Raw genomic sequence first — 22,970 nt, forward strand, 5'->3', positions numbered from 1 at the left:
CATTGATGTTCATGCGTGAAGTCAAGCACGCCGATGTCGCGCCGCCGCCAGCGCAGATGTGTCGATCGTGCAAAGAACGCAGTGGCCGAGGGCGCAGACGCCGAAGGGCCTCCGGAAGGTGGCGGTCGATCCGACCGCTCCTCCCGAAGGCCCTCCCGACGAGCTGAGGGGTGCCGCTCAGAGGCCGCCCCGCATCACCACCTGGACCTTGCCCACGTTGTTGGTGCCACCCGTGAGGCGGAAGATCTTGCGGCCGTCCCAGTAGTAAGGGCTGCGCCAGCTGTTGATGCCCTCCACCGGAGAGCATGTCTTGCTCACACTCTCCTCGATCCAGACACCACAGCGTGCAGTGCCACGCGGCGCCACCAGCTTCAGGGCGTACTTCCCGGCAGTTGCGTAGCGGTGCTTGACGGAGAAGGAGGAGTCGTGGTCCTTGATCCCCCGCTCGCCCACCCGGCCCGTGCGCTTGCTCGTCATCTCGACGTGCACCATCGCGTCGTCGGGCACGCGCTTGCCGTTGGCCTTGTAGACGATGGTGCCCTGGACACGGCCAGCCTTCTGGAGCCGGGGGGCGTCCTGGCGCTTGGTCGTGCGGACGTTCACCGAGATGTTCTTGCTGACGTAGCCCGACCGGGCGTACTCGATCGTGTACCGGCCCGGGATCAGGTCCTCGATGCTGTACCGGTCACGGACGACATCACCCCACGTCGGGGTGTGGCTCTTGCCGTCCAACGCCCTGACGACGACCGTGAAGCCCCGGGGAACCTTGCCGTAGATCTTGGCCGTCTTGCGTGTGACCTTCACGTTCCCCAGCTGGGTGGTCGTGCCGGCGGCGACGCGGACCGTGGTGTAGGAGAACCGGTCGCCCTGGGGGTCCACGTACGCCAGTCGGTAGGTGCCAGCAGGGGCACCGATCAGGAACACGTCACGGTTGCCGAGCTCGACCGAGGCGACGAGCGCGCCGCTGAGCGTCCGCAGCTCCGCGGTCCCTGACGAGGCCCTTCCGGTGCGCACGAACCTCCCGCGCACCACCCCACGATCGGCGGTCGGGGCATCAGAGATGTCCAGCTGCGTCGTCACGCCGTCCTTGAGCACGATCTTCGTGCGTCCCAGACCTGCGAACCGTGCGTCGTTCGTGCTCTGGACGGTGACCGAGAGGGGCTCGTCCGCCGGCATCGCGTCCGTGGGGTTCCAGTAGGTGTGGATGTCGTAGGCGCCGTTCGCGTCCGTGGCGCTGAACCACCTGTCGTCGCCGTCCGTCGCGACGACGAGGGCGTCCGGGACGGGCTTGCCCTCGATCGTGAGCGTTCCGGTCACGCGGGCGGCCGGAACGTCGTCGAGCACCACCGTGTGCTTCTCGACCTCCCCGCGCTCGAGCGTCGTCCGGATCCGCTTGGTCTCGAAGCGGTAAGCGCTGACCTCGATCGTGTAGCGGCCAGGGATGAAGCCGTGGCTCAGGTCTCCGCAGTTGCTCGTGCTCGCGTACGTCCCGTCCTCGCGAATGATCTCGACGCTCGGGAACGCGTCGCTCGTCGCCCCCTCGACCTTGACATCGAAACCGCTCGATGCCGAGAGCCGGTGCGTGCCGGACCTGATGTGACTGCTCTTGCGCGCCTTGTACCCGGTGATCGGGTCCAGGTCCGTGAAGGTCTGCTTGCCCCGTGAGCCGATGAAGGTCGTGAGGACCTTGGTGCGCGCCGGCTCGACGCAGTCCCCCCACGTGTCCGCCGTCGCGGTCCGCGCCGGGTCGAAGGCCTCCAGCAGGAAGCGAGAACCCGCCTTGGGCATCGGCAACCGGAAGTCGCCCTTCGCGTTCGTCGTGACCGTCTTCGACGAGCCGACCGAGCCGTACCCGGCCGCGGGCACCGCCCGAACCTTGAGCCCGGCGAGCGGCTTGCCGTCGTCAGAGACCAGTCGCCCGGTGACGACGTACCCGGCAGCGGCCGACGCCGCCGGCATCCCCACCACGACCATCACCATCGCGGTACAGGCGGCGACCAGCGCCGCCACGATTCTTGCTCCGGACCGGCGCGCAGCGCCCCCTGCGTTCGCGTTCATAGGGTCATCAAACCACTCGAACCCGCGCACGTGTCCCGTGCCGATGTGCCTGTGCGGTGAAGATCGTCGCGCCGAGCCCGGCTCAGCCGAGCATCGGGTGCAGGATCCAGAAGCACACGGCGGCCACGGCGGCGGCAGCCGGGATGGTCAGGACCCAGGCGATGCCGATGCTCTTCGCGACGCCCCAGCGGACCGCGGACAGGCGCTTGGTCGCGCCGACGCCCATGATCGCCGAGGTGATCGTGTGGGTGGTCGACACGGGCGCGTGCAGCCAGAAGGCGTTCACGTAGAGCACGCCGGCCGCGACGGTCTCGGCGACGAAGCCGCGCGCCGGGTCGAGCTCGATGATCTTGCGCCCGAGCGTCCGCATGATGCGCCACCCACCCGAGTACGTCCCGAGGGAGATCGCGGCCGCGGCGGAGAGCTTGACCCACAGCGGGATGCCGTCGTCCGGGTCCGCCCAACCTGCTGTCAGCAGCGCGAGGAAGATCACGCCCATGGTCTTCTGTGCGTCCTGGAGTCCGTGGCCCAGGGCCATCGCGGCGGCGGAGGCCGTCTGGGAGAGACGGAACCGGCGCATCGTCTTGGTGGGCGACGCACGGCGCACGAGCCACAGCACGCCCACCATCAGGAAGAACGCCAGGAAGAAGCCGATCAACGGCGAGAAGATCATCGGAAGGACGACCTTGTCCACGATCGCCGACCAGAAGATGCCCAGGCCGCCTGCCAGGCCAGCGCCGAGCAGGCCGCCGATCAGTGCGTGCGTGGACGATGACGGCAGCCCGAACCACCAGGTGATCATGTTCCAGGTGATCGCGCCGATGAGCCCGCACAGGACGACCACGAGACCCGCATGGGTGGAGGCCGCGTCAAGATTGACGATCTCCTTGGCGATCGTCTCGGCGACCTCCGTGCCGAGCAGCGCCCCGGCGAAGTTCATGACGGCCGCCATGATCAGGGCCGCGCGCGGCGTCAGGGCGCGAGTCGAGACCGAGGTCGCGATCGCGTTGGCGGCGTCATGAAAGCCGTTGGTGTAGTCGAACGCCAGCGCGAGCGCGACGACGACGACGACAAGCGCGGTATCCACCGGGCTCAGGACTCCTTGAGTGCGATGGTCTCGACGGTGTTCGCGACCTTCTCGAACGCGTCGGCGGCCTGCTCGAGGACCTCGACGACCTCCTTGACCTTCATCAGGTGGATGGGGTCGGTGACCTCGTCGAACAGCTGCGCGAGCAGCTTGCGGTGCAGCTTGTCCGCCTGGTTCTCGAGGCGGTTGATCTCGACCCAGTACTCGCTCAGGTCACCCATGGACCGCAGGTGCGGCATGGCCTCCGCGGTGAGCTCGGCGCAGCGTTGCAGGATGGCGACCTGCTCAGCCACGCGCGGGGGAAGCTCGTCGATCTTGTACAGGACGATGAGGTCCGACGCCTCTTCCATGTAGTCCATGCAGTCGTCGAGGGACGACGCCAGCTCGTAGATGTCGTCGCGGTCGAACGGCGTGACGAAGGTCTGGTTCACGCGGCGCATGATCGCGTGGGTCGCCTCGTCGGCGAGGTGCTCGGCCTCGTTGAGCTGCTTCGCCAGGGCCTTGCGGCCGGGGCGGTCCGCTCCGAGGAGCTCGCCGAGCAGCTTGGCACCGGTGACGAGGTGCTGCGCCGAGTCGGTGAAGAGGTCGAAGAACGAGGTATCGCGCGGGGTCAGCCGAAAACGCACAGGGGTCTCCGATGAACGGGGTGCATGTCGTGCTCAGCGTAGGGCAGGCCCAGGGTGAACACGCAACCACTCGGGCCACACCGCGGCGTCGGGCCCGTGAACAGATCGTGACGCGCCGGACATCCCGGAGCGCATCCTGGGACCATCGCCCTGCCCGGGGCGTGACGTGGAAGACACCCTCCGGGTTGACGGACGACGACGGCGTCGGCCGCGCAGGTCGGCTGCACAGAGCGGGAAGAGGCGACGCCGGGCTGGGAGCGCCTCTCGGCGCGTGGCCGCTCGTAGCGGCTGATGATGGAGCCCGGGGCTACCGCAGCCCGGCGTCTGTTCGAGTATAGGTCGCGGCCCCGCTCGAGGCAGGGCGAACGGCCTCACTCCAGCCGGTCGGCCCGCCAGAGGTGCGCGCACTCCTCGAGCTCCTCGGCGGTGCGGACCAGCGCGCCGGCCCCTCGGGTCATCCGGGCGGCACGATGATCGTCGGTCGGCTCGATGCTGTCGGCGTCCATGGCAGCACCCGCAGCCAGGATCCTGCAGAACGCGGCCGCGCGCTCCAGCGCCACGGCCAGGTCTCCGGCGAAGACGCCGGTCAGCACGGCGTCGGCCAGGCGCGCCATGTCGTCGGGCGAGGTACCCGCGGCGCCCGCGACGGCCTCCTGCACCGGCGCGGCGGCGACGCCGAGGCGGAAGCGCAGCGTGACGGTCTCCGGGTCGCGCCGCACCCACTCCCGCAGCACGTACAGCCGCCAGAGCGCTCCCGGCAGAGTGTCGGCCGGGCTGTCTGCCCACAGGCCGGCGACGACGTCGAGCCCCTCGGTCTCGACCAGCCGGATCAGACGGTCGACCACGGCGGGGTCCTCGACCGAGCGGGTGCGATGCACCAGGGCGCCGGCGGTGGTGTGCGCGATCTCACCGCGGAGCGTGGGGTCCTCGACCCCGGGAAGGGTCTCGGCGGCTCGCGCGTCGAGCGACGCCGGCCTCCGGAATCGTCCCCGTCCGCCCGCGCCTCCGCTCGCCGCGCCGTCTGCTCTGGTCACTCCTACAGTGTGACTGACCGACGAGAAGGGGACCTGATGAGCCAGGTAGAGGTACGCAAGGGCCACCGCAGGGCGATCCTGCTCTCGGTATCGGCCGCGGTAGGGGGATTCCTCTTCGGCTTCGACAGCTCGGTGATCAACGGCGCCGTCGACGCAATCGAGACGGACTTCGAGCTCAGCGCGACCGTGACGGGGTTCGCGGTCGCCGTCGCGCTCCTCGGGTGCGCGCTCGGCGCCTGGTACGCGGGCCGGCTCGCCGACAGGTTCGGCCGCCCCCGCGTCATGCTGATCGGGGCGCTGCTGTTCCTCGTCTCGGCGATCGGCAGCGGCTTCGCCTTCGGCGTGTGGGACCTGGTGCTGTGGCGGGTGGTCGGCGGCATCGGCGTCGGCATCGCGTCGGTGATCACCCCCGCGTACATCGCGGAGATCTCCCCCACCGCGGTCCGCGGGCGCCTCGCCTCGCTGCAGCAGCTCGCCATCACCTTCGGCATCCTCGTCGCCCTGCTCTCCGACCAGCTCTTCGCGCTGACGGCCGACGACGTCTCGTCCGGCAGCCCGATCGCCCTCGGCGCGAGCCTGTTCGGGCTCGAGGCCTGGCGCTGGATGCTGCTGATCGAGGTCCTCCCGGCGCTGCTCTACGTCGTCGTCGCTCTGCGCGTGCCCGAGTCGCCGCGCTACCTCGTCATGGCGAACCGGGACGACGAGGCCGTCGTCGTGCTGCGCACGGTGCTGGGACCGGTGGACGTCGACGCGAAGGTGGCCTCGATCCGCGAGTCGGTCGACCGGGACGCCAAGCTCGAGAAGAGCGCGTCCCTCAAGGGATCGCGGTTCGGGCTGCTGCCGATCGTCTGGGTGGGGATCATCCTGTCGGTGTTCCAGCAGTTCGTCGGTATCAACGTGATCTTCTACTACTCCACGACGCTGTGGCGGTCCGTCGGGTTCGACGACTCCGACTCGTTCACGTTCTCCACCATCACCGCCGTGACCAACGTGGTCGTGACCTTCATCGCGATCGCGCTGATCGACAAGATCGGCCGCAAGCCGCTGCTCCTGGCGGGCTCTGCGGGCATGACCCTGTCCCTCATCACGATGGCCGTCGCGTTCACGCAGGCGTCGGGGACCGGCGAGGACGTGTCGCTGCCCGCGCCGTGGGGCACGATCGCGCTGATCGCCGCCAACCTGTTCGTCGTGTCCTTCGGGGCCTCGTGGGGTCCGGTCGTGTGGGTGCTGCTCGGGGAGATGTTCCCCAACCGGATCCGCGCCTCAGCGCTCGCGCTGGCCGCGGCCGCGCAGTGGATCGCCAACTTCACGATCACGGTCAGCTTCCCGCCGCTCGCCGAGAACCTCGGCCTGCCGTTCGTCTACGCGATGTACGGCACGTTCGCCGGCCTGTCCTTCCTCTTCGTGTGGGCGAAGGTCAAGGAGACCCGCCACCGCGAGCTGGAGGACATGCGCGACGACGGCTGACGCCTGGCCCCGCGTGGCTGAACCCACAGTGCGACCCTGCCGATCCAGGCGTACTGTTGCTCCGGGCAACTATCGCCCGAGGCAATCGTTTGGAGTCGCACGCGTGGAACAGCAAGACAAAGCCATGACGCACCGAGAGGTCCTCGAGGCCCTCTCCGGAATCATGCTCGGGATGTTCGTCTCGATCCTCGCAACGTCGGTCGTGTCGTCGTCGCTGCCGAAGATCATCGCGGACCTCGGCGGGACGCAGGCCGCGTTCACCTGGGTGGTCACGGCCACCCTCCTGACCACAGCGATCTCGACGCCGATCTGGGGCAAGCTCTCCGACCTGGTCAACCGCAAGACCCTCATCCAGGTGGCGCTGGTCATCTCGGTGGTGTCGTCCGCGGCGGCGGGCTTCTCCGAGAGCACCGAGATGCTGATCGCGTGCCGTGCGGTCCAGGGCGTCGGCGCCGGTGGCCTCATGGCGCTGGGCTCGGTGCTGATCGCCGACATCATCTCCCCGCGCGAGCGCGGCCGGTACATGGGCCTGCTCGGCTCCGTGATGGCGGTCGGGATGGTCGGCGGCCCGCTGCTCGGCGGCATCATCACCGACAGCTTCGGCTGGGAGTGGAACTTCTTCGTCGGCCTGCCCTTCGCGATCGCGGCGATCGTCGTGCTGCAGCGCACGCTGCACCTGCCGCCGGTGGTCGAGCGCCGCGTGCGCATCGACTACCTCGGCATCATGCTCATCAGCACCGGCGTCGCCCTGCTGCTGCTGTGGGTCACGTTCGCCGGCAACAACTTCGACTGGGTCTCGTGGCAGTCGGCCGCGATGGTCGGCGGGGCGGTCCTCGCGCTCGGCCTCGTCGTCGTCGTCGAAGCCCGGTTCCCCGAGCCGCTCATCCCCCTGGTGCTGTTCAAGAACCGCACCGTGGTGCTGTCGGTCGTCGCGAGCATCGCGGTCGGCATCGGGATGTTCGGCTCCGCCGTCTTCCTGAGCCAGTACATGCAGATCTCGCGCGGCATGTCCCCCACCCAGTCCGGGTTGATGACCACGCCCATGGTCGTCGGCATCTTCTTGTCCTCGACCCTCAGCGGCCAGCTCATCTCCCGCTACGGGCGGTACCGGGGCTACATGATCGCCGGGTCCATCCTGCTCGCGGCGGGCCTCGGGCTCATGGGCACCATCGACTCGCACACGAGCCTGGTGCTGATCGGCGTCTACCTGGCCGTCCTGGGCATAGGCCTCGGCATGCTGCAGCAGAACCTCGTGCTGGCCGTGCAGAACACCCTGCCGGTCCGGGACATCGGTTCCGGGACCTCGCTGGTCGCATTCTTCCGCACGCTTGGCGGCACCATGGGCGTCTCGGTGCTGGGCGCCGCCCTCACGCTCCGGGTGACCGACGAGATGCGCACGGGCCTCGCCGACCTCGGCATCGAAGCCCCGGGCATCGCCTCGGGTAGCCTCCCCGACGTGCACACGCTGAGCGGGCCGGTCCGTGAGCTCGTCGAGTCTGCCTACGCGGCGGGCATCGCCGAGGTGTTCCTGATCGGTGTGCCGTTCGCGCTCGTCTCCGTCGTCTGCGTCTTCCTGCTCCGCGAGGTCCCGCTCGGGGCCCGCAGCGGGATCGAGCAGCGGCTCGCCGAGGAGGTCCGCCGGCTCGACGACGACGCTCCCGCGCAGGGCGCCCGGTGAGCCCGCTCGGCACGTCCGACGACGGAGCCGTCCCCGACGACCGAGCCGCGCCCGAGGACGTCGTCGCCCACCTCGACGAGCGCCTGGGCGTGCTCGCGCGGCGGTCGCACACGTCCACGGCGCGCCTCGCCGCGCGGATCCACCCGGACCTCGACGCGTCCGCCTACCCCCTCGTGCTGCACATCGCGCAGACCCCGGGCGTCCGGCCCAGCGAGGTGGCGGACCACTTCTCGATCGGCCGCGGGACGGCGTCGCGCCAGATCACCCGCCTCGTCGAGCTCGGCCTCGTGCACCGCGCCACGGATCCCGACGACTGCCGCGGCCAGGTGCTGTCCCTGACCGACGCGGGCAGGGCGAGCCTGCGGGCCGCCCGCGAGCGCCGTCGGGCATGGTTCCACGAGGTGCTCGGGGACTGGGACGAGGACGACCTGCAGACCTTCGCCCGCCTCATCGACCGCTTCGTCGAGTCCGTCGACCGTCCCTGACGCGAAGCGCTCAGGCCTGGTCGAAGGCGAGCGACACCGAGTTCATGCAGAACCGGTTGCCCGTCGGCGTCTGCGGGGCGTCGTCGAACACGTGCCCCAGGTGCGAGCCGCACGCCGCGCACCGGACCTCGGTGCGCTCGTAGCCCAGGCTCGTGTCGGGCAGCAGCTCGACGGCGTCGGACTCCTGCGGGGCGTAGAAGCTCGGCCACCCGCAGTGGGCGTCGAACTTCGTCTCGCTGCGGAACAGCTCCGCCTGGCAGGCGCGGCAGCGGTAGACGCCCTCGCGGTTCTCGTTGAGCAGCTCGCCCGTGCCCGGACGCTCGGTGCCGGCCTCACGCAGGATGTGGAACTCCTGCGGGTTGAGCTCGACCTTCCACTCGTCCTCGGTCTTGTCCACGCGGTAGCCCATGGGTGCTCCTTCAGCTTGTCGTCCCTGCCTGCACAGTCTGCCCTGAGACAACGACGACGGCGCCCCCGGGGATTCCCGAGAGCGCCGCCGTGGGTGGAGCGAGGGGTCAGCGACGACCGACGCGCGTGCCGCGCGACATGTCCGCAGCCGAGTGGCTGCGGCGAGCGCCGCCCGACGGCGCAGCGCCGGACCCGCCGGAGCGGCCGCCACCGGTCGAGCGAGCCGACGGCGTGGAGGTCGAGTAGGTCGTCGGCGCGGCGCTCTGGCCACGGCGACCACCGGAACGACGGCCCGGCTCGCCCGTGCTGGCCGCAGCGCCGGAGCGCTGGCCGCCACCGCGCGAGGCGCCGCCACGGCCACCCGCACCACCGCGACCGCCGGAGGCGGCACCCGCAGCCTTGGGCTTCTTCGGGGCGCGCTGCTGCTGGACGGGAGCCGGCGGGGCCGGCTTCACGTACGCGGCGACCTCGCCGACCAGCGCCATCACGGTCGCGTCGCCCGGCTTCACCGGGACGGGACGCGCGTTGATCTTCGCCAGGCGCGTGAGGGTGCGTACGTCGCCGCGCTGCTCGGGGAGCATCACTGTCACGACGTCGCCGCCCGAGCCCGCGCGGGCCGTGCGGCCCGAGCGGTGCAGGTACGCCTTGTGCTCGGCGGGCGGGTCGACGTGCACGACGAGCTCGACCTCGTCCACGTGGATGCCGCGGGCCGCGATGTCGGTCGCGACGAGCACCTTGACGGCGCCGGTCGAGAACGCCTCGAGGTTGCGCTCGCGCGCCGGCTGGCTGAGGTTGCCGTGGAGGTCGACGGCGGGGATGCCCTCGGCCGTGAGCGTCTTGGCGAGCTTCTTGGCCTGGTGCTTGGTGCGCATGAACAGCACGCGGCGGCCGGTCCCGGACGCGAGCTGGTTGACGACGTCCTTCTTGGCGTCCGCGCCGGACACCTCGAGGATGTGGTGCGTCATCGCGGCGACGGGCGACTCGGCGCTGTCGACGGAGTGGCTGAGCGGGTTGTGCAGGTAGCGCTTGACCAGCTGGTCCACGCCGTTGTCGAGCGTCGCGGAGAACAGCATGCGCTGGCCGCGCTCGGGGGTGCGGTCCATGATGCGCTTGACGCCCGGCAGGAAGCCGAGGTCGGCCATGTGGTCGGCCTCGTCGAGGATCGTGATCTCGATGCCGTCGAGCGACAGGCAGCGCTGCCCGAGGAGGTCCTCGAGGCGGCCCGGGCAGGCGATGACGATGTCGACGCCGGCGTTGAGGGCCGAGACCTGCTTGCCCTGGGAGACGCCGCCGAAGATCACGGTGGTGACCTGGCCCATGGCCTTGGCCATCGGCTCGACGGTCGCGTTGATCTGGTTGGCGAGCTCACGCGTCGGCGCGAGGATCAGCGCGCGGGGGCGGCCCGCCTTGCGGCGACCGGAGTCGTGGCTGGGCTGGGCGGCGAGGCGCGTGACCATCGGCAGCGCGAACGCGAGGGTCTTGCCGGATCCGGTGCGGCCACGGCCCAGGACGTCGCGGCCCTGGAGGGTGTCCGGGAGCGTCGCGGTCTGGATGGGGAACGGGGTGGTGATGCCGGCGTCGGCTAGCTGGCGCACGAGCGGCGCGGGCAGGTCGAAGGACGCGAACGTCACGGCAGAGTTCTTCTGGGGAGCGTCAGAAACAGAGATGCTGGGCCTCTTTCGGGCATAGGCGCTCAGGCACGCTCGCGGCAGTCGCAAGTCCCTGAGACGGGTCGGGGTCCGCCGCTAGAAAAACGATCCGACGCACCGGCCCGGTACGGGCTCTGGGCGGTCGGGCGGTAGCTCCACGACGCTGGGCGCGCACGGTGCGGCGCCCTGATGCGTCCATCATGCCTCATTCGCGCCTGACGTGCGGCAAAGGTGACCGAGGGCACCCGGGCATACTCGGGTGGTGACGGACGCACTGCAGGACATCTGGGACCGCATGACCACGGCCGGGGCGGCGCCGTCGGGCCTGCTCCTGGCGCTGACGGCGGGTGTCGCCTTCGTCGTCGTCGCCTGGCGCCCGGCGTGGGGCGTGGCCCGGCACGGCATCACGATCGTGCACGAGGCGTCGCACGCCCTCGCGGCCCTGGTCTCGGGCCGGAGCCTGTCCGGCATCCGGCTGCACTCGGACACCTCGGGGCTCACGGTGTCCCGGGGCAAGCCGCGCGGGCCGGGCATGGTCCTGACCGCCTTCGCCGGGTACGTCGGGCCGGCGCTTCTCGGGCTCGGGGCGGCGGCGCTGGTGGGTCAGCGGTATGCGGCGGGCCTGCTGTGGGCGCTCGTCGTCGTGCTCGCTCTGATGCTGGTGCAGATCCGCAACTGGTTCGGGCTGTGGTCCGTGCTGGTGTCGGGCGTGGCCCTGGTTGCGGTCTCGTGGTGGGGCTCCGACGTCGTGGTCACCGTGGCCGCGTACCTCGTCACGTTCGTGCTGCTGCTGGGCGCCCCGCGCGCGGTGGTGGAGCTGCAGTCCGAGCGCCGACGGCGGCGCACCGGGACGTCGGACGCGGACATGCTTGCGCGGCTCACCCCGTTCCCGGGGATGTTCTGGGTCGTGGTGTTCCTGGCCGTGACGCTGGGCTGCCTCGCCCTGGGCGGCTGGTGGATCGCGTCCGACGCCCTCGGCGAGGGGTGGTGGGGCGAGCTCACCGCTGGGCTGTGACGCACGAAGGCCGGCCCGCACAGGTGCGGGCCGGCCTCCGGCAAAGCTGGGGATGCGTCAGCCGAGGGGCGCCTGCGGGGCGAGCATGAAGCCCGGGCCCTGCTCGGTGAGCTCGGCGTCCAGGCTCTGCGTCGCGAGGACGTCAGCGGTGCTGGCCTCGACGAACACCTTGGCGGCGCCGGTGTCGATCACCTGGTCGTCGTCCTGCGGGGCGGTGACGAGGCTGAGCTCGTAGGTACCGCCCTGGGCCTCGGACTGCGCGATGCGCAGGCCGCCGGTCTCGGGGAGCTCGGCCTGTGCTGCGAGGCCTTCGACGGTGAGTCGGGCGTTGTCGGTCAGAGTGAGCATGCGGAGATCCTCTCCATTGCCATGGGGACCCTCCGGGCGCGCCCGGACAGCCTTGCGGTCTTCTCTACCGTCACAAGTTCTGGTCCCCGATGCAAGCGCTGGCTGTGCGTCGCGGACCGTCAGTCCGGGCCGTCGAGTCCTGCGGGCGCCGCGACGCAGGGCGACGACACGCTCACGAGCAGGGACGACCTCTGCCCGTCTCGGACGTCCCGCCGCCCGCCGACGGTGAGCGCGAAGCCGTCCTTGCGCAGGGTCACGTCGCGTCCCGCGTCCCCGTTGACCTCAGCCTCGAGGACCCAGCCCGCGGCGGTGAGATCACCGATCACCGCGTCGACGAGCGGTGCGGTCGGGCGCGGCGGAGCGGTGGCGAACCGCCGGGAGGACAGCCACTGGATCCGCTCGGGCGGTGTGTCCCCGGGAGGTTCGACCACCCACGCCGTGCAGTCGTACCAGCGGTCGTCACGCTCCGGGTCGTGCTCGAGCTGCAGGTCCGGGTAGCGGTCCGCGACGACGCGGGCTCCCTGGGCGGCAGCGGCGAGGGTGGCCGTGCGGACCGGGTCGAGCTCGGGCGAGCCGGAGGGGCCGCCGTCGGCGCTCGAGGTCGTGGACATGGCTGGCGACTCCTTCGATGGGCTGGCGGCGGTGCACGCCCCGAGGACCCCGAGGACCACCACGAGGCCGGACGCAAGGAGGCCGGGCGCGACGAGCGGCCGGTCGCGCGCGCTCACGGGACGTCCACCGTGGGCGGGTCGTAGGTGGGATCGGTCATCGGCAGCTCGCGCTGCTGCACGTACCCTCCCGGGGTCCAGATCTCCTCGACCAGGCGAGGCTCGCCGTACAGCATGACGTCCCCGCCGGTGAGGACGCCATAGATGTTCCGCCACGCGGTCGAGTCCTGCCGGAGCACGCCGCTGTGCGCGTCGATCCCCTGCAGGAGCGGGCTCGACGGGTCGCCGTGCACCACGCGTCCGGTCTCGAGCTGGGTGAGACCGGGCATGACGTCGGGGTCGGCGCCGTGGCCCCACGAGCCGAGCTCGTGCCCCTGGACGTGGCCGATCGGGTCCCCCGGGGCCGTCATGGAGTAGCGCGGCGTGTCCGGCGCCTGGTAGTCAGCGACGGACCCGACCCCCGGACCCGCTCCGGCCGACGCGATATGGAGGATGCGGTCCGCGACCATGCCGGCGCTCTCCGCGGCGCCCACGACGGAGCCACCGTACGAGTGCCCGGCGACGGTGACGGGCGCGTCCGTCTCGAGGTCGAGCGCCGCCACGAAGTCCCGCAGGTGCGGAGCGACGTCGTTGGCGTACGACGACGAGGCCGCGTCGGTGAGCGTCTGCGGCATCTCGCCGCCCTGGAAGGTGATCATCGCCAGGCGTCCGTCGGCGCGGTCCACGAACGTCGCGACGCGGTCGCGCTGGCGGTGGGCGTTGCCGAGGTTCGTTCCTGTACCTCCCACGAGCACGCCGACGCCGGCGCTCGCGGCATCGAGGTCGCCGACGATCTCCGCGAAGCGCGAGCCCTCGGGGTCGAAGAGGACGACCTGGTGGCCGGCGGCCAGGAGCTTCTCGTACCGGGCGGCCGCACCCTGCGGGTCAGCGGAGCCCTCTCGTCGCGCGCGGTGCAGCGCCGCGCGGATCGCCGTCGTGTTGGCGTGGATCCGGTCCGCGAAGGGAGCGCCGTCGAGGTTGCCGACGAACCACGGGTGCAGCCGGGCGAGCGCCGCGCGGTCGGCTGCCGGCATCGCCGCGAGCGCGGCAGCGACGGCCGCGACGCGGTCGGGCCCCGCGGGGGCACCGGCCGCCTCAGCGACGGCGGCGAACCGAGACTCTGCGGCAAGATCCGTGGGCGTCATCAGCAGGTCCGCGACGTGCGGGGAGTCCTCGAGGAGCCGGGTGAGCTCGTCGTCCGTCAGGCCGCTCACGAGCCACCGGGTGAACGAAGCCCCGATGGCGTCCTGCCAACCGCGGCCAGCGGCGGAGGCGTCCTGTGCTAGCTCGCGGCCCGACGAGGTCGACGTCGTCCGGGTCGCCTGGACGAGCGCGGCCACCAGATCAGCGTCGGCCTGCTCGCGGAGCGCCGCGAGCACCACGAGAGCCGGCGCCGCCTCGGCCTCGGCCACGCTCCCCAGCACGCGCTCCCGCGCCTGGATCTCCGCGATGCGCGCGGCGTAGCGGTCGATCGCCCCGGCCATCGCGGCCGTCGGCTCGCCCAGGGCCGCCGCGGTGACGGCGAGCGCGTCGGTCTGCGCTGTCCATGCCGACGCGGCGAGCCCACGCGCACCATCACCGAGTTCACGCGCCGCGGCGCCGAGGGCGTCTGCCGCGGCCCGCAGGCGAGGCGCGAGGAGGCGCAGGTCCTGCGCGACGGCGGCGATCTCGCTGATCACGCCGGCGCCGGGGCTCTGCGGTGTCCAGGTCGTCACCCCGCACCCCCGGACGCGTCGTCGGAGCTTCCGCGCTTCGCGAGCATCGCGTCGGCTGTGCGCCACGCCCGCTCGATGCGCCGCAGCGACGCAGCCAGCTCCTGGGCGTGCTGCACAACGGCGTCGGTCTCGGACTGCAGCCACGCGCCGCGGTCGGCCATCGCGCGAGCCACCACGGGAGAGCCGCACCCGGGCGCGACCATGGGTGGGACCCAGACGATCTGACGTTCGGCCTCGGCGAGGCGCACCTGCACCACCGCGAGCATCCGTGCGTCGAGGTGGACGTCCGCCATCGCTCCTCCGTCTCCCTGGCCACCGGGGCCGTTCCGGTCCGGCCGCTCAGGCCGCTGAGAGACCGACGGTAGGGAGGGTGTCGCGGGCACCGGCGGCGGCGTTGCCGGCGTCGTGGACGTGGATGCGCGGCGATCGCTTGTGGAGGACGCAGGGGCCGAGGTCACGGGGCTCTGTCTTCGGCCTGCCGGGCGGCGCCGCTCGACCTTCACCCCGTCCGCACCTCAATAGCGGCCGCCACTGCGTCGATACCCCTGCAGCATGGTCGTATCGCCTCGTCAGATGGAGCCATCATGGTCGCCGCAGCACCTCGCTCAGGTCCCACCGTCCGAGCCCGAGTGCGGCGTCGGCGGTTCTCCGCGTTCGCGGTCGTCACCGCCGTGGCCGGCAGCCTCACGTTGACGTCCGTACCCGCGAACGCAGCGTCAGCGGCGGTGTCGAGTCCTGTCTCCACGGTCGCGACCTCCTCCCTGGCTGCGGCGAAGGCGTCGCCCAGGGCGCGCCTGGTCGTGTCGAAGACCCGCACGACGGTCGCCACGACTCCGTTCCCGCTCACGACCACCTACCGGTTGCCCGTCCTCAAGGGATCCACGGCGAAGAACCGCTCGCGGGTGCAGAAGTACGCGAAGGCGTTCCTCTCGGCTGAGAAGTCGATGGCCAGAAAGTGGCGCGCGGGGTGTGCCACGTCGCCGTACCCTGCCGAGGTCAGGGTGACCGACGTGAGCGCATCGATCTACAAGAAGCGGTACGCCTCGGTGACGATGGCCTTCAGCTCGGACGCCGGGTGCGGCGGTGTGACCCAACAGTCAGCGCGTTCGTTCACCATCGACCTCAAGACAGGCAAGAAGGCAAAGCTCTCCAAGTTCGTCGCATCGACCGCCGGCGTCAACCGGCTTGCCACTCTCTCCGCGCTCCGCACCCAGAACTCGGACTGCGTCACCGGGGCGGTGACAGCGAGGCGGGGATCCACCTCCAGCCTTCCCGCGCCGGATGCCTGGAACGTCTCCCCGAAGGGCGTCCGCGTGTGGTTCAACCGCTACGCAATAGCCGCAGGAGCTTGCGGCGCCGTCTCCGCGCTGGTCCCGTGGACCGACGTCGCGACGTCAGCGCAGCTCAAGGGCAAGCGCACCTCGCGCGTCTACGTGAAGGACCTCGTGGACCACGGCGACAGCTTCACCGGCGCGATCGTGGGAATGACAGTCCAGGGGAAGCAGGTCGCCAGGTTCGATGGCTACCTGTTCTCCGAGGCCTACTGCACCCTCGGCGTACGGACCGGCAAGAAGGTCCGAGCATTCGATACAGAGTCCGCGTCCCGATACGTCTTCAACCTCAGTGGCACCAAGGGCGCACCTAAGTTGCGGCTCGGCAAGGGCTGGAGGCTCGCGACGGCGAAGGAGCTCTCGCGCTTCCGGTCGATGGGTGTGGGGACCGACGCCCTGAAGTTCTGCCGGCTCTGAGGAGCGCCTGACGAGCGCAAGGTCCGCTGGCCGCTCAGCCCGCGGGAGGGAGAAGGTCGCGGGTCTGATCGCGCGCGCTCAAGCTTCGTGGACGGGCGTGCGCCGCGCGCGGTTGTCGCGCGGCTAGGGAGGACGCGGGCCCGCGCGCACCGGCGCGCTACGACCAGGGGTGGAGGGGACGGGCCTCGGGTCGCCCGGGCGGCTGATGCGGAACCGGTCAGCTCACTGGTCCCACCGGCGTCGGGGATGCTGCTCCTAGCCGCGTCGGTCGTCCTCGCGGGCTGACCGGCGCCGGGCTCAGCTCGAGGCGTGCTCCGCGAGCGTCACGGTGGGGAGGCCGTCGACCAAGACGCTCGCGTCCAGCAGCGGGTGGAAGTCGGCGATCAGGTCGTCGTCGGACGTCGACAGGTGGACGCGCACGGTGCCGTGGTTGTCAACCTTCACCTTGAACGACGTCCTGTCACCGTGCGGTTCCAAGGCGGACAGGCTGACGTGACCGTCCCGCTGCGGGACCTGCGCCTGGAACCGACCCTCGATGCGCACCTCCCTGGGGCCCTCGGGGCAGTCGTCGACGTTGTACCCGGCGGCGACCGTCTCCAGGGCGAGCAGCTCGGTTTCGCAGTCCGGGTCGGCGGCCCCTCCGAAGGCCGTCGTCTGGGTGCCGATCAGCACGACGCCGGCGGCAGCGGTGATGGCGCCGGCGGCCACGACCGCACGCGTGGTGCTGCTGGGCCTGCTCAGTGCGTTGCGCATGTGTCTCTCCCCCTGCGCCGAGTCCGTCCTCGGCTCTGCTCTGCTCCCACAACCTAGTGGCGCGCGCGCCGCGGCGGAAGGGCTGCGGGGCCCGGCTGGGCGTGGCTGAGGTGCGCACGCGTCGCCTCCCGTGCCCGACGCCGCCCCGGCCACGTAGCATGTCTGCGGCGGCACGGCGGTTCGATCCGGCGTGCCCCGGGCCTCTAGCTCAGTTGGCAGAGCATCGGACTTTTAATCCGCGGGTCGTGGGTTCGAGCCCCACGGGGCCCACCGCACAGCACCGCAGCGCATAGACCCGGCGACTACCGCCGCGTGATCACGACGGAGACCGCGTCCCCGATCTCCTTGCCGAGCTTCTTGCGGACCTTGGCGCTCAGCGACACCATGTGCCCGCCGGTGCCGGTGACCATCGCGCCGACGTTCTCGAGCACGACGTCGTCGATCTCGGCGTCGACGCGCACCGTCCTGCCGGTCCCGAAGAAGTCCGCCGAGTCCGGGATCTCGACGCAGCTCCACGTCTCTCCCTTGACCTCGACCCCGATCGTCGTCTGGAACGTCTTCTGCTCAGCTGCCATGGCGCCACGCTAGGCGAGCTGGCGGTGCCCGTCTACGGCGGTGTAGCGGTCGGGACGGCGCCGACACCTCGCGTGACTTTCCAAACGTTAGTCACTAACATTTCACGCATGGCCCCGTCGAAGCGTGAGCGCACCCGCGAGCGTCTCGCTGCCTGCGCGCTGGAGCTGTTCGAGCGCCAGGGCTTCGAGCGCACGACGGTGGCCGAGATCGCCGCCGTCGCCGGCGTCTCCGAGATGACCTTCTTCCGGCACTTCCCCACCAAGGAGGCCGCCGTGACGACGGACCCCTTCGACCCCGTGCTCGCCGCTGCGATCGCCCTGCGGCCCACGCACGAGCCGCCCTTGGTGCGCGTCGCCCGCGCGGTCCGGGACGCGACGCGATCCCTGCCGGAGCTGGCGGGCGAGAGCACCCGCCGACGCGTCCGGGTGGTGTCGTCGTCTCCCGCCCTCCGTGCAGCAGCGACACGCGCGAACGAGGCCACCGAGACCGCCATCCGGGACCAGCTCGTCCAGGACGGCACCGCCCCGAGCGACGCCAGCGTGGCCGCCGCTGCGACCCTGGCCGCCCTCACCGCCGCGCTCTACGACTGGGCGGGCGCTGACGGTCAGACCCTCGCTGGCGCTCTCGCCTCGGCCCTCCGGGTGCTGGGAGCCGACGATGACTGACCTTCTGCGCGTCACGGGCGCCGTCCGCGAGTTCGGGCCCGACGCCGGGCTGTTCGGGCTCGATCTCACCGTCGCGCCGGGCGAGATCCATGCGCTCGCCGGCCTCAACGGCGCCGGCAAGACGACGCTCATGCGCGCCGTGCTCGGCATGCTCCGCCCGACCAGCGGCACGGTCCACCTCGGCGGGATCGCGCTGAACGACCTCCCGGCCGAGGCATGGGGCCGCGTGGGCCACCTCGTCGACCACCCGTTCGCCTACCCCGAGCTGAGCACCCGCCAGAACCTCGAGCTCGCCGCGCGGCTGCGCCGGGTCGCCGCGGACCAGGTCGCCCAAATCGTCACGACCGGCATGGCAGACCTCGGCATCACGCGCTACGCCGCGATCCGCGCAGCGCGCCTCTCTCAGGGCAACCGACAGCGCCTCGGGCTCACCGCCGCCCTGCAGCACCGGCCCAGGCTCGTCGTCCTGGACGAGCCGACGAACGCCCTCGACCCCGCCGGGGTGATCGCGCTCCGCGAGGTCCTCCTCGCGCGGGCCGCCACCGGCACCGGCGTGCTCGTCTCGAGCCACCACCTCGACGAGGTCGCGCGCATCGCGCACCGCATCTCGGTGCTGAACCACGGCCAGATCGTCGGCGCCCTGGACCCCGCCACGCCCGACCTCGAACGGGCGTTCTTCCACCTGCTGCACGCCGACGACGAGGAGCGGGGACGATGACCGGCCTACAGACCTCCGTGCACGTGGAGCTGACCAAGGCCTGGCGCTCCCGCGTGCTGCGCACCACGACGCTCCTCGTCGTCGTCGGCATCGCCGCGATCGGCGGCGCGATGGTCGCCGCGGCCGACGGCGGCAACGCCCAGATCGTCGCCAAGCTGGGCCCGCTCGCGGACCGCACCGGCTGGGCCCTGCTCACCGGCGTCACCGCTCAGATCACCGCCGCCGGAGCGCTCCTGGCGTTCGGCGTCGGGCTCAGCTGGACCTACGGCCGGGAGTTCGCGGACCACACCGTCACCGGGTTGTTCGCGCTCCCGGTGCCGCGGTCGACGATCGCCGTCGCGAAGCTCGTGGTCCACCTCGTGTGGGTCCTCGTCGTCGCGCTCGCGCTGACGGCCCTGGTGCTCGTCGCGGGCCTCGCCCTGCGCCTGGGCCCTCTCGACGCCGACGTCGTCGCTCAGCTCGCCAGGCAGCTCGCCCTCGGGACGCTCACCGGCCTGGTCGCAGTCCCGGCCGCGTGGGCGGCCACCCTGGGTCGCGGGCTGCTCGCGGGCATCGGCGCCACGCTCGCGATCCTCGTCGTCGCCCAGGTCACCGCCATCGCCTCGCTCGAGGTGGCGGCCTGGCTTCCGGTCGCCGCACCGGCGCTGTGGGCTCTCGACCCGGGGGCGGTGCACGCGGGCCAGCTGGCCACCGTGCTCGTGGTCCCGCTCGGGTTCGGCGCTCTCACGGTGCTCGCATGGCGGCGCCTCCAGCTCGACCGTTGACCGGTCCGACGATCCTCAGGACGCCGCGGCCACCCGCTGCGCGAGCACGTCGACGCCAGGACCCAGGAGGTCGTCGAGGTAGGCGGACCGCCCGGCCATCGCCATGATCAGCGCGAGCGTCGACCCCCGCACGACCGGCCCCGCGCCGACCGCGAGCGGGCCGTCGCTCGCCTCGAGCCGCAGCCCGGTCGCGACCTTCTTGCTCGGCACGGTGAAGCTCGTGCGCGCGAGGAACTCGGCCAGGCGGGTGGTGGCGGCGCCGTCGGGCGTGTACTCGATCCCCAGCGGCCGGCGGATGTCCGCGCTGTGGATCACGACCTCGCCGAGCCAGGCTTCCTTCCGGTGTTCTTCGGCTTGGTGGGTCTGATCGCCGGGCCGGTCGTCGGCGTCGCTGCGACGTGGTTGCGGACGGTCGGATTGCGCGCCGCGCTCGGCGCCGCGGCGCTCAGCGGGGCTGGCATGGCGGAGGCGGCGTACGGCCTCACCGAGGTCGCGGAGAGCACCGGCGTGACCTACTGGATCGGGGTCGGAGTCGTGGCGCTCGCCCTGCTGGCGTGGGTGGCTGCGATGCGTGCGGAGTCCACGCGGGACAGGCTCGTCGCGCTCGGCGGGACGATCGGCGTCGCGGGGATGCTGCTCCTGGCCGCGTCGGTCGTCCTCACGGGCTGACCGGCGCCATGGCCATCGCCTCGAACCTCGAACCTCGAACGAGGTCATGTCACCGTGCGGCCAGGATCCGATATGTTCTGTCGATCCGGCAGAGCGCCGGTGCCCCCGGCCGAGAGGACTGGTCGATCGTGGTCCTGAAGTCCGCCCGAGTGCGCCCTGCTCGAGGTCGACCTCGCCCGGCGCGGATCGTCGCCTTCGTCCTGGCGCTCCTCGTCTACGCAGCCGCCCTGTTCGCTGCCTGGGCGATGTCGTTCGCCGCGGCCATGGGGACGTTGCCGGTCTACAGCGCGACCACGACCGCGACGGTGACCGCGATGGTGTCCGAGGTCTTCCCGTACGGCGACGACGACTACCGTCCGTGCGGGCCGCGCTACACGTTCATGCTCGATGGCGTCGCTGTGTCGGCGAGCAGCCCGAACGTGAGCGAGCGGTACTGCTCCCTGGCAGTGGGCGGCCCGATCGACATCACGTACGACCCCTCAGAGCCGACGTCGAGCGCGCCCTCGCCCCGGTACGACCGCAGCCCCGCATGGGTGCCGACCGCTCTCGCCGTCGGTGGCCACGTGGTCCTCGCCCTCGGGATCGCCGCCCTCGTCGCGGGGCGCAGCAAAGTCGAGAACTCACCACGATGACGCCGCGGCCACCCGCTGCGCGAGCACGTCGATGCCAGGACCCTGGAGGTCCTCGAGGTAGGCGGACCGCCCCGCCATCGCCATGATCAGCGCGAGCGTCGAGCCCCGCACGACCGACCCCGCGCCAGCCGCGAACGGGCCGTCGGTCGCCTCGAGACGCAGCCCGGTCGCGATCTTCTTGCTCGGCACGGTGAAGCTCGTGCGCGCGAGGAACCCGGCCAGGCGGGTGGCGGCGGCGGTGTTGGGTTGATGCTCGATCCCCAGCGGTCGGCGGATGTCCGCCCCGTGGATCACGACCTCGCCGAGCCAGGCTTCCTTCGGGCCGAACGTCGACGTCGTGCTGGGCACGATCGCCTCGAACCGCGCGAGCGTCCCGGCCGGGGTCGCGCCGCGGTGCTCGGCGAGCCGGCGCGCGTTGTGCTCGTCGAAGTCGAACCGGGCACCCAGGACGCTGCGCATCCACCGCGCCCGCCCGAGGCTCGCGGCGGCGGTGAGGTGCGCGACGACCTCCTCCACGGTCCATCGACCGCACAGCGACGGCCGCGCCCAGTCGGCGTGGTCCAGCCCGGCGAGGTCCCGTGCGAGCGCCGCACGCTCGGTCGTCGTCGCCGTTAGGACATCGATCGTCGTCTCGGTCACCCGCCCATCGTGCCTGCTCGGGCCCCCCACGGCCAGGGTCAGCGACGCTCGTCGTCGGAGGCGGGGCCCTCTTCGACGCGCTGCTGCGAAGCGGTCTGCTCGCGCTCGGCGATCACGTCGGCCCCCGGCCCCGCGAACGCACGCGAGCGCCGCTCTGCGTCCGCGCTCCCCGTGAACAGCCCCTCGTCGAGCACCAGGGTGGGGGCGGTCGCGTGCGAGGCGGCGGCTTCCTCGACGGCAGCAGCGTCCCGCTCCGCGCGCACGGACACCCGGCGCGGCACCGGCTTGCCGGCCTGCACCGCGTCCTCGGCGAGCGCGGGCAGGCTGGGCGGGGCGCTCGACGACGTGCCGTCGTCCACCGCACCATCCTCACCACCGCCGACCCGGACCGACGTACCCGGCCGCGCGCCGTCGTCGTCCCGGCCGGCCTCCGCCCGGAGCTCGCCCGCCCCGAGCACACGCGTGCGCGGCATGCCCTGGGGGGCCTCACGCTGCAACCAGCCGAGCAGGCCTTCCCGGAGGTAGCAGCGCAGGTCGAACAGCGTCCCGGCGTCGGCTGCGGACGCGAGCGCGCGCACCCGCACGAACCCACCCGTCGCCTCCGTGACCTGCAGGATCCCGACGCGCTGGTCCCACAGCGACGTCTCCTCGAGCAGCCGCTTGAGCTCCGCGCGCATGCCCGCCACGGGGACGTCCCAGTCGAGGTCCAGCTCGACCGTGCCGAGCAGCTCGGCGGCCCGCCGCGTCCAGTTCTGGAACGGCGTCGAGGTGAAGTAGGTGCACGGCATGATCAGCCGCCGGTCGTCCCACAGGTGCACGACGACGTAGGTCATCGTGATCTCCTCGATCCGCCCCCACTCGCCCTCGAGCACGACGACGTCGTCCACCCGGATCGCGTCGGTGAACGCGATCTGGAGCCCGGCGAAGACGTTCGCGAGCGACGTCTGCGCCGCGAGCCCGGCCACGATCGAGATGACACCCGCCGACGCCAGCAGGCTCGCCCCGGCCGCCCGCGCCCCCGGGAAGGTCAGCATCACGCCGGCGATCGCCAGGAGCACCACGAGCGCGACCGTGAGGCGCCGCACCACGATGATCTGGGTCCGCACCCGCCGCGCGTGCCGATTGTCGGGCACGTCCGTCCGGTAGCGCTGCAACGCGCTGTCCTCCACCACGAACGCGGTCGCGCCCAGGAACCACGCGCCCACGACGATCAGCGCGATCAGCAGGACGTGCTCGACGGGGCCGAGCCAGCCCACCTCCGGGTCCGTCACCAGGCGCACCGCGATCCACACGAGCACCACGGTCAGCAGGTAACGCAGCGGCCTGCGCAGCCGGCGTGAGAGGTCGGTCGCGAACACCGTGCCCCGGCCGAGCCTGCGCACGACGAACGACACGACGGTCCCCAGCACGAACGCCGCCACGCAGGCGGCCCCCACAGCGACGAGGGTCTGCACGACGTCGGTCGCGGCTCCGATCTCCTGTTCTTCCATGGCCTCCACGCTAGGGACCTCACGGGAATACCGCCTGCC

General features: G+C 71.6%; 25 protein-coding genes and 1 tRNA gene. 11 read left to right on the plus strand and 15 right to left on the minus strand.

The window, feature by feature from the left end; translation table 11 throughout:
* Positions 1-177: 177 nt before the first annotated feature.
* The 4 genes from BMZ30_RS10350 to BMZ30_RS10365 all read right to left on the minus strand — a co-directional run bounded on the left by BMZ30_RS10350 (position 178) and on the right by BMZ30_RS10365 (position 4,805).
* The gene (locus BMZ30_RS10350) at positions 178-2,058 is read right to left on the minus strand and encodes a DUF4198 domain-containing protein (protein ID WP_143073178.1); all 1,881 of its coding nucleotides are present in this window, start codon (positions 2,056-2,058) and stop codon (positions 178-180) included.
* Between the two features lie 82 nt (positions 2,059-2,140).
* On the minus strand, positions 2,141-3,145 hold the full coding sequence (locus tag BMZ30_RS10355; protein ID WP_093378269.1) for an inorganic phosphate transporter: 1,005 nt from the start codon (positions 3,143-3,145) through the stop codon (positions 2,141-2,143).
* 5 nt (positions 3,146-3,150) lie between these two features.
* Positions 3,151-3,771: a DUF47 domain-containing protein gene (locus BMZ30_RS10360; RefSeq protein WP_093378271.1), complete on the minus strand. Its 621-nt coding sequence runs from the start codon at positions 3,769-3,771 to the stop codon at positions 3,151-3,153.
* A 371-nt stretch (positions 3,772-4,142) separates the two neighbouring features.
* Complete coding sequence (locus BMZ30_RS10365) at positions 4,143-4,805, minus strand: hypothetical protein (RefSeq protein ID WP_093378274.1); 663 nt, start codon at positions 4,803-4,805, stop codon at positions 4,143-4,145.
* A gap of 36 nt (positions 4,806-4,841) precedes the next feature.
* Between BMZ30_RS10365 and BMZ30_RS10370 the strand changes: the two genes are divergently transcribed.
* From BMZ30_RS10370 to BMZ30_RS10380, 3 genes are all read left to right on the plus strand, one after another.
* Positions 4,842-6,272, plus strand: coding sequence for a sugar porter family MFS transporter (locus BMZ30_RS10370; protein ID WP_093378276.1), 1,431 nt, complete (start codon positions 4,842-4,844; stop codon positions 6,270-6,272).
* 124 nt (positions 6,273-6,396) lie between these two features.
* Positions 6,397-7,950 (plus strand): MDR family MFS transporter, encoded by a 1,554-nt coding sequence (locus BMZ30_RS10375; RefSeq protein WP_093378279.1) that lies wholly within the window; start codon positions 6,397-6,399, stop codon positions 7,948-7,950.
* Positions 7,947-8,435 carry a MarR family winged helix-turn-helix transcriptional regulator gene (locus tag BMZ30_RS10380; protein ID WP_177191348.1) on the plus strand — a complete coding sequence of 163 codons (489 nt, stop codon included), beginning with the start codon at positions 7,947-7,949 and terminating at the stop codon, positions 8,433-8,435. Before BMZ30_RS10375 ends, BMZ30_RS10380 begins: the two co-directional genes overlap by 4 nt.
* Positions 8,436-8,445: 10 nt before the next feature.
* Here the strand turns inward: BMZ30_RS10380 and msrB are convergent, their stop codons facing one another.
* Both msrB and BMZ30_RS10390 read right to left on the minus strand, forming a co-directional pair.
* A complete protein-coding gene (gene msrB / locus BMZ30_RS10385) occupies positions 8,446-8,844 on the minus strand; it encodes a peptide-methionine (R)-S-oxide reductase MsrB (protein WP_093378283.1) in 399 nt (132 codons plus the stop codon).
* Between the two features lie 106 nt (positions 8,845-8,950).
* Entirely contained in the window at positions 8,951-10,474 is a 1,524-nt protein-coding gene (locus tag BMZ30_RS10390; RefSeq protein WP_229828702.1) for a DEAD/DEAH box helicase, read from the minus strand.
* 280 nt (positions 10,475-10,754) lie between these two features.
* Here BMZ30_RS10390 and BMZ30_RS10395 point away from each other — a divergent pair, with 280 nt between their 5' ends.
* A complete protein-coding gene (locus tag BMZ30_RS10395; protein ID WP_308430770.1) occupies positions 10,755-11,507 on the plus strand; it encodes a M50 family metallopeptidase in 753 nt (250 codons plus the stop codon).
* A gap of 57 nt (positions 11,508-11,564) precedes the next feature.
* On the opposite strand, the gene BMZ30_RS10400 is transcribed toward BMZ30_RS10395, so the two are convergent.
* The 4 genes from BMZ30_RS10400 to BMZ30_RS10415 all read right to left on the minus strand — a co-directional run bounded on the left by BMZ30_RS10400 (position 11,565) and on the right by BMZ30_RS10415 (position 14,570).
* A complete protein-coding gene (locus BMZ30_RS10400; RefSeq protein ID WP_093378285.1) occupies positions 11,565-11,855 on the minus strand; it encodes a Fe-S cluster assembly protein HesB in 291 nt (96 codons plus the stop codon).
* A gap of 119 nt (positions 11,856-11,974) precedes the next feature.
* Positions 11,975-12,466, minus strand: coding sequence for a hypothetical protein (locus tag BMZ30_RS10405; RefSeq protein ID WP_143073179.1), 492 nt, complete (start codon positions 12,464-12,466; stop codon positions 11,975-11,977).
* A 113-nt stretch (positions 12,467-12,579) separates the two neighbouring features.
* Positions 12,580-14,277 carry an alpha/beta hydrolase family protein gene (locus BMZ30_RS10410; RefSeq protein ID WP_093378290.1) on the minus strand — a complete coding sequence of 566 codons (1,698 nt, stop codon included), beginning with the start codon at positions 14,275-14,277 and terminating at the stop codon, positions 12,580-12,582.
* A complete protein-coding gene (locus BMZ30_RS10415; protein ID WP_093378293.1) occupies positions 14,274-14,570 on the minus strand; it encodes a hypothetical protein in 297 nt (98 codons plus the stop codon). The genes BMZ30_RS10410 and BMZ30_RS10415 overlap by 4 nt, the downstream gene beginning before the upstream one ends.
* A gap of 609 nt (positions 14,571-15,179) precedes the next feature.
* On the opposite strand from BMZ30_RS10415, the gene BMZ30_RS10420 reads away from it, so the two are divergent.
* On the plus strand, positions 15,180-16,025 hold the full coding sequence (locus BMZ30_RS10420; protein ID WP_143073180.1) for an RsiV family protein: 846 nt from the start codon (positions 15,180-15,182) through the stop codon (positions 16,023-16,025).
* A 297-nt stretch (positions 16,026-16,322) separates the two neighbouring features.
* Here BMZ30_RS10420 and BMZ30_RS10425 read toward each other — a convergent pair whose 3' ends face one another.
* On the minus strand, positions 16,323-16,778 hold the full coding sequence (locus BMZ30_RS10425) for a hypothetical protein (RefSeq protein WP_093378298.1): 456 nt from the start codon (positions 16,776-16,778) through the stop codon (positions 16,323-16,325).
* Between the two features lie 197 nt (positions 16,779-16,975).
* Between BMZ30_RS10425 and BMZ30_RS10430 the strand changes: the two genes are divergently transcribed.
* A tRNA-Lys gene (locus BMZ30_RS10430) sits at positions 16,976-17,048 on the plus strand.
* A gap of 32 nt (positions 17,049-17,080) precedes the next feature.
* On the opposite strand, the gene BMZ30_RS10435 is transcribed toward BMZ30_RS10430, so the two are convergent.
* Positions 17,081-17,353, minus strand: coding sequence for a DUF1905 domain-containing protein (locus tag BMZ30_RS10435; RefSeq protein ID WP_093378300.1), 273 nt, complete (start codon positions 17,351-17,353; stop codon positions 17,081-17,083).
* Between the two features lie 108 nt (positions 17,354-17,461).
* On the opposite strand from BMZ30_RS10435, the gene BMZ30_RS10440 reads away from it, so the two are divergent.
* The 3 genes from BMZ30_RS10440 to BMZ30_RS10450 are packed head-to-tail and all read left to right on the plus strand — an operon-like array spanning position 17,462 to position 19,501.
* Positions 17,462-18,019: a TetR/AcrR family transcriptional regulator gene (locus tag BMZ30_RS10440; protein WP_093378303.1), complete on the plus strand. Its 558-nt coding sequence runs from the start codon at positions 17,462-17,464 to the stop codon at positions 18,017-18,019.
* Positions 18,012-18,737, plus strand: coding sequence for an ABC transporter ATP-binding protein (locus BMZ30_RS10445; protein ID WP_093378305.1), 726 nt, complete (start codon positions 18,012-18,014; stop codon positions 18,735-18,737). The genes BMZ30_RS10440 and BMZ30_RS10445 overlap by 8 nt, the downstream gene beginning before the upstream one ends.
* On the plus strand, positions 18,734-19,501 hold the full coding sequence (locus BMZ30_RS10450; protein ID WP_093378308.1) for an ABC transporter permease: 768 nt from the start codon (positions 18,734-18,736) through the stop codon (positions 19,499-19,501). Before BMZ30_RS10445 ends, BMZ30_RS10450 begins: the two co-directional genes overlap by 4 nt.
* Positions 19,502-19,516: 15 nt before the next feature.
* Here BMZ30_RS10450 and BMZ30_RS10455 read toward each other — a convergent pair whose 3' ends face one another.
* On the minus strand, positions 19,517-19,816 hold the full coding sequence (locus tag BMZ30_RS10455) for a maleylpyruvate isomerase mycothiol-dependent enzyme family protein (RefSeq protein ID WP_093378310.1): 300 nt from the start codon (positions 19,814-19,816) through the stop codon (positions 19,517-19,519).
* On the opposite strand from BMZ30_RS10455, the gene BMZ30_RS10460 reads away from it, so the two are divergent.
* Together BMZ30_RS10460 and BMZ30_RS10465 are read left to right on the plus strand one after the other, a co-directional pair.
* Positions 19,808-20,170, plus strand: a complete 363-nt coding sequence (locus BMZ30_RS10460) for a DUF6518 family protein (protein ID WP_143073181.1) — start codon at positions 19,808-19,810, stop codon at positions 20,168-20,170. The genes BMZ30_RS10455 and BMZ30_RS10460 overlap by 9 nt on opposite strands.
* 128 nt (positions 20,171-20,298) lie before the next feature.
* A complete protein-coding gene (locus tag BMZ30_RS10465) occupies positions 20,299-20,802 on the plus strand; it encodes a DUF3592 domain-containing protein (RefSeq protein WP_143073182.1) in 504 nt (167 codons plus the stop codon).
* Here BMZ30_RS10465 and BMZ30_RS10470 read toward each other — a convergent pair.
* Both BMZ30_RS10470 and BMZ30_RS10475 read right to left on the minus strand, forming a co-directional pair.
* Positions 20,791-21,441 (minus strand): maleylpyruvate isomerase family mycothiol-dependent enzyme, encoded by a 651-nt coding sequence (locus BMZ30_RS10470; protein WP_093378317.1) that lies wholly within the window; start codon positions 21,439-21,441, stop codon positions 20,791-20,793. The two genes, BMZ30_RS10465 and BMZ30_RS10470, sit on opposite strands and share 12 nt — an antisense overlap.
* 38 nt (positions 21,442-21,479) lie before the next feature.
* Positions 21,480-22,931, minus strand: coding sequence for a mechanosensitive ion channel family protein (locus tag BMZ30_RS10475; protein ID WP_093378634.1), 1,452 nt, complete (start codon positions 22,929-22,931; stop codon positions 21,480-21,482).
* Between the last annotated feature and the right edge of the window lie 39 nt (positions 22,932-22,970).

The sequence above is a fragment of the Flavimobilis marinus genome (assembly GCF_900113055.1).
GTDB lineage: Bacteria > Actinomycetota > Actinomycetes > Actinomycetales > Cellulomonadaceae > Flavimobilis > Flavimobilis marinus.

Coding starts and splice junctions, on each gene's coding strand:
- BMZ30_RS10350 (WP_143073178.1), bottom strand. CDS start 2,058: ATGAACGCGAACGCAGGGGGCGCTGCGCGCCGGTCCGGAGCAAGAATC.
- BMZ30_RS10370 (WP_093378276.1), top strand. CDS start 4,842: ATGAGCCAGGTAGAGGTACGCAAGGGCCACCGCAGGGCGATCCTGCTC.
- BMZ30_RS10375 (WP_093378279.1), top strand. CDS start 6,397: ATGACGCACCGAGAGGTCCTCGAGGCCCTCTCCGGAATCATGCTCGGG.
- msrB (WP_093378283.1), bottom strand. CDS start 8,844: ATGGGCTACCGCGTGGACAAGACCGAGGACGAGTGGAAGGTCGAGCTC.
- BMZ30_RS10400 (WP_093378285.1), bottom strand. CDS start 11,855: ATGCTCACTCTGACCGACAACGCCCGACTCACCGTCGAAGGCCTCGCA.
- BMZ30_RS10405 (WP_143073179.1), bottom strand. CDS start 12,466: ATGTCCACGACCTCGAGCGCCGACGGCGGCCCCTCCGGCTCGCCCGAG.
- BMZ30_RS10415 (WP_093378293.1), bottom strand. CDS start 14,570: ATGGCGGACGTCCACCTCGACGCACGGATGCTCGCGGTGGTGCAGGTG.
- BMZ30_RS10425 (WP_093378298.1), bottom strand. CDS start 16,778: ATGCGCAACGCACTGAGCAGGCCCAGCAGCACCACGCGTGCGGTCGTG.
- BMZ30_RS10435 (WP_093378300.1), bottom strand. CDS start 17,353: ATGGCAGCTGAGCAGAAGACGTTCCAGACGACGATCGGGGTCGAGGTC.
- BMZ30_RS10440 (WP_093378303.1), top strand. CDS start 17,462: ATGGCCCCGTCGAAGCGTGAGCGCACCCGCGAGCGTCTCGCTGCCTGC.
- BMZ30_RS10445 (WP_093378305.1), top strand. CDS start 18,012: ATGACTGACCTTCTGCGCGTCACGGGCGCCGTCCGCGAGTTCGGGCCC.
- BMZ30_RS10450 (WP_093378308.1), top strand. CDS start 18,734: ATGACCGGCCTACAGACCTCCGTGCACGTGGAGCTGACCAAGGCCTGG.
- BMZ30_RS10475 (WP_093378634.1), bottom strand. CDS start 22,931: ATGGAAGAACAGGAGATCGGAGCCGCGACCGACGTCGTGCAGACCCTC.